The organism is Sporosarcina sp., from assembly GCF_029257255.1.
Lineage (GTDB): Bacteria > Bacillota > Bacilli > Bacillales_A > Planococcaceae > Sporosarcina.
Genome location: NZ_JARICI010000008.1, coordinates 25,328 through 37,246, shown reverse-complemented (window position 1 = coordinate 37,246; position 11,919 = coordinate 25,328). Strand labels below are relative to the sequence as shown.

Sequence of the window (11,919 nt, the reverse complement as noted above, 5' to 3'; positions counted from 1 at the left end):
TTGGAGTGTAAGGCGGCGACTCCTGCGGGAATAGCATGAGCCTTGAGACCCCGCAGGAGCGTAGCGACGAGGAGGCTCAAGCCATGCCCGCGGAAAGCGTCCGCCTGCAACGGAAATCAATGTGCTTAAGGTAGATACAAATTGTTTTTCTCATCTTATATAGTTCGGTTGCTGGTTCAGGTTAAGGGGGGAGCGCTTTGCTGAACAAGATGGAAGGGTTTGTTTTAAAAAGCATCCCGTACGGCGAATCCAATAAAATTGTCACCCTCTATACGAGGGAAGCTGGGAAAATCACTGCAATGGCGCGCGGAGCAAAAAAGCCTGCGAGCCGGTTAGCAGCGATTACCCAGACATTCACTCACGGCTACTTTCTGATTCGGGCAAGCAGAGGAATGGGATCTGTTGAGCAAGGAGAACTGATTGACAGTATCCGTCATATCCGATCAGATCTTGAAACGACAGCCTATGCCGGACTGATCGTTGAATTAATTGATCGTTTGACGGAAAGTGAGCAGGCTAATGAAGGCATTTTCCGTCTGCTCGCTGAGTCCTTTCATGCAATGGAAGAAGGTTATGATGCGGAAGCTATTTCCCTGTTTGTGCAGTGGAAAATGCTGCCGGTGGCGGGCATACATCCCATTCTTCATGAATGTGCGAACTGCGGCGCGACAGAAGGGGAGTTCGCATTTTCATTTCAGCAGATTGGATTCCTCTGTCATCGCTGTTTCCGTGTCGATCCCTACATTATCAGGCTTTCCCCGATACAGATTAAATTGATCCGGATGTTCTACACTGTACCGTTAGATCAGATCGGCAAGCTGGAGTTAAAGAAGCCGACAAAAACATTCATGCAGAAACTGGTGTCGACAATCTATCATGAACAGACTGGCGTTTATTTGAAATCCAGAAAGTTCATTGAGCAATTGGATCGCACGCCAGAACTGCAGAAAACAAAAGAAAACCCGGAAGAAGAAGGCTGAAGCCGACTCTTTCCGGGTTTTCTATTATTAAAATTGTAAGTGTTTCTCGATATATGCTTTCACGTCTGCGATCGGCATACGCTCTTGCTCCATAGAATCGCGGTGACGGACAGTCACTTGCTGATCTTCCAATGAATCAAAATCGTATGTGATACAGAATGGCGTTCCAATTTCATCTTGGCGGCGGTAGCGGCGGCCGATTGATTGGGAATCGTCATATTGTACCGGGAAATGCTTCGCAAGTTCCGTGTATACTTTGTCTGCATCGTGTGCCAATTTTTTAGACAATGGCAAAACTGCTGCTTTAATCGGTGCAAGCGCCGGGTGGAAACGAAGCACTGTACGTGTATCTCCGTCCTCCAGTTTTTCTTCGTCAAATGCATCACATAGGAATGCAAGTGTAACACGGTCTGCTCCTACAGAAGGTTCGATACAGTACGGAACATACTTTTCATTTGTTATAGGATCTTGGTAATGGAAGTCTTCGCCTGAATATTCCATATGGCGCTTCAAATCGAAGTCCGTCCGGTTTGCGATACCCCACAGCTCTCCCCAGCCAAACGGGAATTTATATTCAATATCGACTGTTCCTTTTGAGTAGTGTGAAAGCTCATCCTCATTGTGCTCACGAAGACGGATATTGTCTTCTTTTATTCCAAGATTCAGCAATAGATTCTTGGAAGCATCGCGCCAATAGGCATACCAATGCTCATCTTCACCCGGTTTACAGAAGAATTCAAGTTCCATCTGTTCAAATTCACGCGTACGGAAAGTGAAATTACCTGGTGTGATTTCATTACGGAAACTTTTACCGACCTGTGCAATACCAAATGGCACTTTCTTTCTCATAGAGCGCTGAACGTTTTTGAAGTTTACAAAAATCCCTTGTGCTGTTTCCGGACGAAGGAAGATTTGGTTGGCAGAGGAATCTGTTACCCCTTGACTCGTCTTGAACATCAAGTTGAACTGACGAATTTCTGTATAATCCATCGCTCCACAAGTAGGGCAAGCGATGTTATGCTCTTGGATCAGTTCGAACATTTTTTCGAACGGAAGGCCGTCGACCACCAATTCGATTCCTTTTGCATCCAATGCTTCTTCGATTAATTTATCTGCGCGGTGACGCGTTTTACATTTTTTACAGTCGATCATCGGATCGTTGAAGTTGCCGATATGACCGGATGCTTCCCAGACTTTCGGGTTCATCAGGATAGCAGAATCAAGTCCGACGTTATAAGGTGACTCCTGAATGAATTTCTGCCACCAGGCACGCTTAATATTGTTTTTTAATTCGACACCCAGGGGACCATAATCCCAAGTATTTGCTAAACCGCCATAGATGTCAGAGCCTGGGAATACAAAGCCCCGTTGTTTTGATAAATTTACTACTTGTTCCATCGATAACATGATAAAATCCCTCCAATTAAAATAAGCACTCGTCTCCGGACATAGACATGTCCGGGGACGAGTGCATAATGACCCGCGGTTCCACCCCAGTTGGTTTTTCAACCCACTTTCATAATGAATGTTCAGCTCCCGGTTGCCGTTTTCGTGTAGTTGCAGGCTTTCACTGTCCCTGCTCGCTTTCGATTACACTACTTATTTACCGTTCCACGCTTACTTCATTCAAAATTAGTTTAGCATGCTTCTCGTTTCTTCGCAATAGTGAGCGTCTTGATATATAATTAGACAGTAAATACTACTTTGAAGTCTGAAGGCGGTGACATGTTTGGAATTAAATACACGTCAAAATGAAATCCTTGACATCGTTAAAGGAAATGGACCAATTACAGGAGAACAAATTGCCGAGCGTCTATCTTTAGCGCGTGCAACAATCCGGCCCGATTTGGCAATCTTAACGATGGCGGGATATTTGGATGCAAGACCGCGTGTAGGTTATTTCTATTCCGGCAAGAAACCGATTCAATCGGTGGCGGACGGAATGGTGGATATGAAAGCTGCGGATTTTCTATCAAGACCCGTAGTCGTCACGGAAAACCTATCTGTCTATGATGCGATATGCCAGCTGTTTTTAGAAGATGTCGGTACGCTATTTGTAGTGGATCAGAATTCCTTACTGACGGGCGTGCTGTCAAGAAAAGATTTATTAAGGACGAGCATTGGAAGAACGGAGCTGGACAAAATTCCGGTGCATGTCATTATGACCAGAATGCCAAATATCACCTATTGCAAGAAAGAAGATACCCTAATTTCTGTAGCGAAAAAAATGATGGACAGCCAAATTGATTCATTGCCTATCATTAATAAAAAAGAAGAAGGACTGGAAGTAATCGGCCGAATTACAAAAACGAATATTACAGCCGCATTTCTTTCATTAGCAGAAGATCATGATTTATGAGGAGTGACTGTATGCCGAAATTCACATTATTCATTGTCTCAGATTCTGTTGGAGAAACAGCCGGTCTTGTAACAAAGGCAGCTGCAAGTCAATTCCGGCATGATTTAGAGACGGTCTCCATAAAAAGATTCTCTTACATAGAGGACGACTCTCAGCTCGAGGAAATAACTTTCCTGGCCAAACAGCAGCAGGCCCTCGTAGTCTTTACCTTAGTAAAAAGCTCTATGCGACATCAGCTACAGTTACTGTGCGGGGAACTGGAAGTAAAGTGCGTTGATTTAATGGGCCCTCTAATAGAGGAAATGGCAAATCAAATTGGTCAGGAACCTTTCGAAGAACCGGGACTTGTAAGGCAGTTAGATGATCATTACTTTAAAAAAATCGAAGCCATTGAGTTTGCGGTAAAGTATGATGACGGACGCGATACTCGGGGTGTACTGGAAGCAGACATTGTGCTGATAGGCGTTTCAAGAACCTCTAAAACCCCATTATCTCAATTCCTTGCGAATAAAGGTTATAAAGTAGCTAACGTTCCGCTCGTTCCGGAAGTGGATCCGCCGGCAGAATTATTCTCTATTGATCCCTCGAAATGTTTTGGTTTATACATTTCCGTTAATCAGCTAAATTCGATTCGAAAAGCCCGCTTGGAAACTTTGGGCTTGAAAGATGACGCGAACTATGCGAAAATAGCACGTATTCAACAAGAAATAGAGTATTTTAATGAAATAACGACAAGAATCGGCTGTGAAGTCATTGATGTAACGAATCGCGCAGTGGAAGAAACAGCTAATATGATACTAAAATGGATCGCTCAAGGGAAGGCCAACTAAACCGGATGGTTAGGTCTTCTTTTTTCTGTGTGCATGGAACTGGCTGTTCTTTATGGCGGTTTGCTAACTATCAATAAGAATGAAAGTTTTTACGCGAATCATGTCGATAAAGAAGGGTTTTTTAGAAAGACCACGAATTTATGTATATAGAGTAGAAATGGTGATAGAATGACAAGAATATCTGACGAGACAATTGAGGAAATTCGCACAGGAACCGATATTGTTGACTTGATCAGTGAATACGTCCAGTTAGCCAAAAGAGGAAAGAATTGGTTTGGACTGTGTCCATTCCATGAAGAGAACAGCCCGTCATTCTCGGTTTCCGAAGACAAACAGCTTTTTCACTGCTTCGGCTGCGGAGCAAGCGGCAACGCAATTACATTTATGATGGACGTGGAAAATCGAACGTTCATCGATTCCATTGTGAAGCTTGGCAGCAGAATGGGGATGGAACTAGAAGCATCATCCGGCGAACAGCAGACAACGAAAAGCTCTTCTCATCAACAAATGCAAAAAGCCTATGCGCTTGCCGCCAATTTTTACAGTCATCTGCTCTTAAACACCATAGAAGGCGAAAAAGCATTAGAATACTTAGAAAAAAGAGGATTTACGCGTGATCAAATCGAACAGTATGAAATAGGATGGTCTCCTGTTCAATCAGATGCTCTATCTTCCTTATTAAAAAGACAGGGCTATGATCTGAAAGAAATGGAAACCGCAGGACTTTGTTTTCAAAAAGATGACGGCTCTGGGTTTTTCGACCGCTTCAGAGGAAGAATCATGTTTCCGATACAAGATGATAATGGAGCAACCATTGCCTTCTCCGGAAGAAGACTGGAAGATTCATCCACTGATGCGAAATACATCAACAGTCCGGAAACCCCCATTTTTGAAAAGAGCAAGGTTTTGTTTAATTTTCACCGTGCACGTCTTAATGTTCGGAAAACGGGTAAAGTAATACTATTCGAAGGTTTCATGGATACTATTTCCGCTGACCGCGGAGGTATTGGAAATACAGTCGCTGTGATGGGAACTGCTTTATCCTCTCATCATATTGTGAAACTGAAGCGTATGGCAAAAAAAGTCGTGATTTGCTGCGATGGTGATTCTGCTGGCTGGGGGGCCGCCAAACGTTTTGCCGACAGCTTGATCGACAGCGGGATGGATGTGCTGGTGGCTACGCTGCCTGACCGAATGGATCCAGATGATTTCATTTCGGAACAAGGAGTGGAAGCTTTTAGCGAGAAGATTCTTGATCAGCCGCTATCGTACATCTCTTTTGTCGCGGCTTATTATAGAAGAGACAAAAACTTGACGGTCGATCATGATATTAAGCAGTATGTTCATGAAGTATTTAATGAACTTGCTCATCGTTGTTCGCCTATCGAGAAAGATTTATTAATTCAGCAGCTCCATGCTGAAACCCATGCTTCAAAAGAATCGCTTGGACAGGAATTTACCAAGTCGATTGCCCGAAAAGCTCAGCATAAACGGGATGCAGACCCAGATCCAGTACAGGCAAGCCAATCGGTAAATGTATCCGGTGCGACAGCTCACAGATCAGAAACAGATAGGGCAGAGCATCTGCTCCTGGCACATCTCTTAATGGATGCCGATTTGTTTGAAGAAAAACGGCTGGAGCTTCAGGACTTATTTGTCAGAGAAGATGTAATTAAAATCTTCTTTAAGCTGGCGGCTTTTTATGAACAGTACGACATGCCGAACTATCAGCGGTTTGCAGAAATGCTGGAAGAACGGCAATTGAAGAAAATTGTTATGGAAGCCATTTTGACCGAACGCTCTCAAGAGCATACGGGACAAGAGGTGGATGACTGTATTCGCCATTTAAAGCGAAACCAGCTAAAACGTCTAATTAATAAAAAACAGCACGAATCAAAAGAAGCAGAAAAAAGGAACGACCTACTAAAAGCAATGGAGTTAGCAACGGAAGTTATCCATCTTGTGAGATCGTTAAAGGTTCTGTAAGGAGGTATAGTCACTATGACAAAAGAAGAAAAAGCGGGAGAAGCAGAATTGACCCTTGAAGAAGCAAAAGCAGCCATTATAGAGGCTGGTAAAAAAACAGGTGAACTAACTTTGGAGGATGTTACGGAAAAACTGGCATCATTTGAAATGGAACCTGAGCAATTCGAAGAGTTTCTAGATCAAATAGAAGCACAGGAAATCGAAATGGATAGAAAAGAAGAGGCTGATCCCAAGAGTAGTAAAGAAGAACAATTTGACTTAAATGACTTGAGTGTACCGCCAGGCGTCAGAATCAACGATCCCGTTCGGATGTATTTGAAAGAAATTGGCCGTGTTGACTTATTAACAGGTAAAGAAGAGGTAGATCTTGCTATCCGTATTCAAGAAGGTTTGGAAGCGGAAGCAGAACTTGAAGAAACAAATACAATGACCCCTAAGATTGATAAAGCTATCTTGCGCGGAGAAAACGCTAAAAAGAAATTGGCAGAAGCCAACTTACGTTTAGTCGTCAGTATTGCAAAACGCTATGTTGGCCGTGGGATGCTGTTCCTTGACTTGATTCAAGAAGGAAATATGGGACTGATTAAGGCAGTAGAGAAATTCGATCATACAAAAGGTTTTAAATTCAGTACGTATGCAACTTGGTGGATTCGCCAGGCGATTACCCGTGCTATTGCCGATCAGGCCCGTACCATCCGAATTCCTGTGCATATGGTTGAAACGATTAATAAGTTAATCCGTGTACAGCGTCAGCTTCTTCAGGATCTTGGACGTGAGCCGTCACCTGAAGAAATCGGAGAAGAAATGGATTTGACACCGGAAAAAGTGCGCGAAATTCTTAAAATTGCTCAAGAACCGGTTTCCTTAGAAACACCGATCGGAGAAGAAGACGATTCCCATTTAGGTGATTTCATTGAGGACTCAGAAGCGCAATCGCCTTCTGACCATGCGGCTTATGAATTGTTGAAAGAGCAGTTAGAAGATGTTTTAGATACACTAACAGACCGAGAAGAGAACGTATTGCGACTGCGATTCGGTCTTGATGACGGACGCACACGCACGCTTGAAGAAGTAGGTAAGGTCTTTGGAGTAACACGTGAACGTATCCGTCAAATCGAAGCTAAAGCTCTTCGCAAACTTCGTCACCCATCCCGCAGCAAACGACTAAAAGACTTTTTAGAATAATAGTTGCATCGGCTTCAAAAAAGCCGATGCTTTTTTCTTCTGCTTACATAATCTTGTATATCTAACGATCGGTATCATTGGAGGAGAAAGGATGACTAAGGAAAAAAAACAAATCATCATATCGGAAATACGCTACTGGAAAAGCAATAAATTACTGCCAGAACACTATTGTGATTTTTTGATTACCTTATATGCACAAGGCGAAGATCCTGATGAAGTTGTGATGAAAGAATCATCCATGCTGCAAAAAGAACGCAGACAGCTGCGGACAAAGCAGCTGATGATCTTGTTTTTCAGCCTATTACTTGCCGGAGTAGCATCTGCAGCCATGTTCATGCTGAATGAATACCCAGCTGCCACTTTGCTGACAGCAACTGTTCTTTCCGTATTTTTACTCATCCTGGCATCCGGAAAGAATTTTATTAAAAAGGGCTTTGCTCCTTTCTTATACATATCGATGGCTTTTTTATTGCTGATGATGTCGCTCAAAATCTGGACAGCATTTTTTAATGGAGAAACTTCCATATTAATTGGTCTGCTCGTATTGAACTGCGTGTTGTGGCTGTTTACAGGCAGGCTGATGAAATTGCTTTATTTCACAATCTCAGGTTCTTTGGGTTTATTGATTATCGTCGGTTTCCTACTATTATCTTTTTAATAGATTGTCTGATTGGATGGAATATTACAATGAAATCATTGTAATATTCCATCCAATTTCTATATAATGAAATGTAAGGGCTTTCAAAAGAGAGGATGATCAAAATGAACTTTGATTTAACTCAAGAACAGCAAATGGTTAAAAAGTTAATAAGAGATTTTTCCAATGAAGAAGTGGCGCCGGGTGCAGTAGACCGCGACCGGACCGGAAAGTTTCCACTAGATATCTTCAAAAAGCTTTCCCAGATGGGTATGATGGGGCTGCCTTTCCCGGAAGACTATGGCGGTGCGGGGGCAGATACGATAAGTTTTGCAATTGTTACAGAAGAGCTGAGCCGTGCATGTGCTTCTACAGGAATCACATATTCTGCTCATATATCACTTGGCGGAGCGCCCTTGCACTTATTTGGTACGGAACAGCAGAAACGCGATTACCTGACACCAATCTGTACAGGTGAAACATTGGGAGCATTCGGTCTGACGGAACCTAACGCCGGCTCGGATGCGGGTGGAACAGAGACGACAGCTGTACGTAAAGACGGTAAATATATAATTAACGGCTCGAAAGTTTATATAACGAATGCAAGCTATGCAAATCATTTGGCTCTGACAGCGGTGACTGGGCGAAAAGATGGGCAGAAAGAAATCAGTGCTATTATTGTCCCAACCAGCGTAGAAGGCTTCACGATTATTGATAACTATGAAAAAATGGGGTTGCACGCTTCCAATACAACGGAGCTTGTGCTCGATCAAGTTATTGTGCCCGAAGAAAATTTACTTGGTGAAAGAGGCAAAGGATTTCAGCAGTTCCTCGTGACATTAGATGGTGGCCGTATAGGAATTGGGGCAATGGCAGTCGGAATCGCACAGGCCGCTTATGAACGGGCATTGAGTTATTCCAAAGAACGAAAACAATTTGGCAAAAGTTTATCTTCTTTCCAGATTACTCAATTTAAGCTCGCTGATATGGCAATGAAAATCGAACTTGCGCGAAATATGGTCTATAAAGCTGCTTGGCTGAAGGATCAAGGCAGAAAATTTACGAAAGAAGCATCGATGTGTAAGCTCTACGCTTCTGAAATCGCGATGGAGATAGCCAATGAAGCCATCCAAATACATGGCGGATACGGCTATATGAGGGAATACGAAGTTGAAAGATATCTTCGGGACGCAAAGCTGCTCGAGATCGGGGAAGGCACTTCAGAAGTACAGCGTATGGTAATCGCAAGACAAATCGGTTGCTGATTACAAAATTATGTCCAATCTGTCACAAAAGGTGAAAAGTCGTTCAATAACACTTTCAGTTTTCACATAGATACAGTACAATGTTAATTGTGTACTGTATCTTTACAGAATAGATTCTGATGAAGGAGGGTAATCCAATGAATAAAAATCCTGTTATACCTTATCTTTTAATTTTCGCGCTGGGAATTGGACTGATTTTCTTCATGTCACTTTATGGTTTAGATCAAAAGAAAGAAATTGCTGGATCTGAAGAAGAAAGCACTGAAGCTGCAACAGAAGAAAATGCAAATACCGGCGAATTTGATGCGGAAGCAGTCGCGCAGCAGAAATGTATCAGCTGTCACGGAGAAGGCTTGTCCGGTGGAATGGGACCTGCATTAGCTGGTTCATCAATCGGTGCTGACGAAATGCATGACGCAATCAAAAACGGCGTTCCAGGAACTGCAATGCCTGCTGGACTTGTTCCAGACGAGAACATAGATGAGATGGTAGATTACATTTTATCATTAGACTGATCGCCTACTTATGAATAGAGCTATTAAATCATGGATTCATTCCCCGGTTTAATAGCTCTTTTGCATTGCGCGAAATGCATGCCGACTATACAATAGAATGGAATGAAAGGCGGGAATATATGAACACCAATCAATTATCAGATCGACTTGCGATGGTCGCATGTTTTGTTCCGCGAGATACAGTGCTCGCTGATATCGGCAGCGACCATGCGTATTTACCGTGCTATTTGATGAATAAAGATAAGATCGAGCGCGCAATTGCAGGAGAAGTCGTAAAAGGACCTTTCGAATCTGCTCGACGCAATGTACAGCTTAATGGTTTTTCCGATCGTATTTCCGTGCGATTGGCAAATGGACTGCAGGCAATCGAACCAACAGACGCAGTCGAAACCGTGACAATTGCAGGAATGGGCGGAACGTTGATCACGTCGATTCTTCAGGACGGCAAGGAACGCCTTGACGGAGTGAAACGGATTGTAGCACAGCCGAATATTCATGCCATTGCGATCAGGCAGTGGGCTGTGCAAAATGGATTTTTGATTGCGGATGAAGAGATTTTACGGGAAGACGGAAAAATATATGAGGTGGTTGTGTTGGAGAGAGGTATTGCGGATTATTCGGATGCCGACCTTCTTGTAGGACCCATTTTGCGAAAAAAAAACTCGGACATATTTCAAGCGAAGTGGGAAAGAGAAATACGTGAATGGCAGCGTGTGATAAAAGCGTTGGATGCAGCGGAAAAAACTGAAGAAATCCTTAAGAAAAAAGCAGAGATGGAACAAAAAATAGAACTTGTCAGGAAGGTGTTAACTTCATGAAGAAAGTGAATGGATATCAGATCATTGAACTGTTTGAAAAGTGGTCACCCAAGCGGCTTGCATTTGAAGGAGACCCAGTCGGACTGCACATAGGCCAATTAAATCGTCAGGTGAATAAGGTACTTGTGACGCTCGACGTCAATGAACAAGTAATTGACGAAGCGATTGAACAGGGAGCAAATCTGATCATTGCGCATCATCCTCCTTTATTCAGGCCGGTAAAAACGATTTGGACGGATACTCCTCAAGGGCGAATGATTGAGAAATGTATCAAGCATGATATTGCCGTCTATGCAGCACATACCAATCTCGATATTGCAGAAGGCGGTGTCAATGATATGCTGGCTGATCGTCTTGGGGTGAAGGATACTGAGCCGATTGAAGTGACGGATTCCGAACACTTAGTAAAGCTTGCGGTGTTCTGTCCGCAGGGAGATGCAGATCAGCTGCGCAGTGAATTAGCGGCAGCTGGCGCAGGAGCAATCGGTGATTACGCAGGATGCAGTTTCAGTTCACAGGGAATCGGGCGTTTCACACCTGTCGATGGGGCGAATCCAACGATTGGCGAAGTAGGAGAGCCGACGGAAGTAAATGAAGAGCGAATCGAAGTCGTTTTTCCGGAAAGACTGCAGTCCAAAGTGATCAAAACGATGTGTACAGCTCATCCCTATGAAGAACCGGCGTTTGATCTGTTCAAGATGCAGCAGACAACGAATGTTCAAGGAATCGGGAGAGTGGGCCGTTTAGAAGAAGAGATGACACTGAAGCAATTTGCCGCGCATGTGAAAGACGTATTTCAAGTGCCGGCTCTGCGTTTTGTAGGACATCCAAAGACGCCTGTACGCAAAGTGGCGGTACTTGGAGGAGACGGCAATAAATACATCTCGGCTGCAAAGCGAAAGGGCGCTGATGTCCTTGTGACCGGCGATTTATATTATCACGTGGCACAAGACGCAGAGGCACTAGGACTGGCTGTTGTTGACCCGGGACATAATATTGAAAAAATCATGATCAAGGGAGTGGCTGAGAAATTGATGTCACTCTGTCAGGACAAGAACTTTGATATCGAAATGCTTGAATCCAAAGTGATTACCGAGCCCTTTCAGTTTCTATAAAGAATCATATCCATAATCTGTTCTTGACTTTACGGTATACTTTTATAACATGCCAGCTGTAAAGATAGTTTAATGTGAATACTACATGCTTTTAACATAGTAAGTAGGATTGGAATGGAAGGCAACCTAAGTACGCCGCGTCCTGCGGCAACGGTTGCATGACTCGCTTTGTGTGAGCCCACGGCTAAAACACTCCGGGAGGATCAGCCCGACAGATGAGCCAACTTTG

At 43.5% G+C, this 11,919-nt stretch carries 11 protein-coding genes; 10 read left to right on the top strand and 1 reads right to left on the bottom strand.

The window, feature by feature from the left end:
• Positions 1–197 precede the first annotated feature (197 nt).
• On the top strand, positions 198–980 hold the full coding sequence (gene recO / locus Q1J64_RS02005; RefSeq protein ID WP_301107424.1) for a DNA repair protein RecO: 783 nt from the start codon (positions 198–200) through the stop codon (positions 978–980).
• 27 nt (positions 981–1,007) lie between these two features.
• Here the strand turns inward: recO and Q1J64_RS02000 are convergent, their stop codons facing one another.
• Entirely contained in the window at positions 1,008–2,387 is a 1,380-nt protein-coding gene (locus tag Q1J64_RS02000; RefSeq protein ID WP_301107423.1) for a glycine--tRNA ligase, read from the bottom strand.
• Between the two features lie 313 nt (positions 2,388–2,700).
• Between Q1J64_RS02000 and ccpN the strand changes: the two genes are divergently transcribed.
• The 9 genes from ccpN (at position 2,701) to Q1J64_RS01955 (ending at position 11,690) form a co-directional block, all read left to right on the top strand.
• Complete coding sequence (gene ccpN / locus Q1J64_RS01995) at positions 2,701–3,339, top strand: transcriptional regulator CcpN (protein WP_301107422.1); 639 nt, start codon at positions 2,701–2,703, stop codon at positions 3,337–3,339.
• Between the two features lie 11 nt (positions 3,340–3,350).
• Positions 3,351–4,169 carry a pyruvate, water dikinase regulatory protein gene (locus Q1J64_RS01990; RefSeq protein ID WP_301107421.1) on the top strand — a complete coding sequence of 273 codons (819 nt, stop codon included), beginning with the start codon at positions 3,351–3,353 and terminating at the stop codon, positions 4,167–4,169.
• Positions 4,170–4,337: 168 nt separating this feature from the next.
• Entirely contained in the window at positions 4,338–6,155 is a 1,818-nt protein-coding gene (dnaG, locus tag Q1J64_RS01985; RefSeq protein WP_301107420.1) for a DNA primase, read from the top strand.
• A gap of 15 nt (positions 6,156–6,170) precedes the next feature.
• On the top strand, positions 6,171–7,340 hold the full coding sequence (gene rpoD, locus Q1J64_RS01980) for an RNA polymerase sigma factor RpoD (RefSeq protein ID WP_301107419.1): 1,170 nt from the start codon (positions 6,171–6,173) through the stop codon (positions 7,338–7,340).
• 91 nt (positions 7,341–7,431) lie between these two features.
• The gene (locus Q1J64_RS01975) at positions 7,432–7,998 is read left to right on the top strand and encodes a hypothetical protein (protein ID WP_301107418.1); all 567 of its coding nucleotides are present in this window, start codon (positions 7,432–7,434) and stop codon (positions 7,996–7,998) included.
• A 104-nt stretch (positions 7,999–8,102) separates the two neighbouring features.
• On the top strand, positions 8,103–9,242 hold the full coding sequence (locus Q1J64_RS01970) for an acyl-CoA dehydrogenase family protein (RefSeq protein ID WP_301107417.1): 1,140 nt from the start codon (positions 8,103–8,105) through the stop codon (positions 9,240–9,242).
• Positions 9,243–9,379: 137 nt separating this feature from the next.
• Positions 9,380–9,757: a cytochrome c550 gene (gene cccA, locus Q1J64_RS01965; protein WP_301107416.1), complete on the top strand. Its 378-nt coding sequence runs from the start codon at positions 9,380–9,382 to the stop codon at positions 9,755–9,757.
• A 119-nt stretch (positions 9,758–9,876) separates the two neighbouring features.
• Positions 9,877–10,575: a tRNA (adenine(22)-N(1))-methyltransferase gene (locus Q1J64_RS01960; RefSeq protein ID WP_301107415.1), complete on the top strand. Its 699-nt coding sequence runs from the start codon at positions 9,877–9,879 to the stop codon at positions 10,573–10,575.
• Positions 10,572–11,690: a Nif3-like dinuclear metal center hexameric protein gene (locus Q1J64_RS01955; protein WP_301107414.1), complete on the top strand. Its 1,119-nt coding sequence runs from the start codon at positions 10,572–10,574 to the stop codon at positions 11,688–11,690. Before Q1J64_RS01960 ends, Q1J64_RS01955 begins: the two co-directional genes overlap by 4 nt.
• Positions 11,691–11,919: the final 229 nt, after the last annotated feature.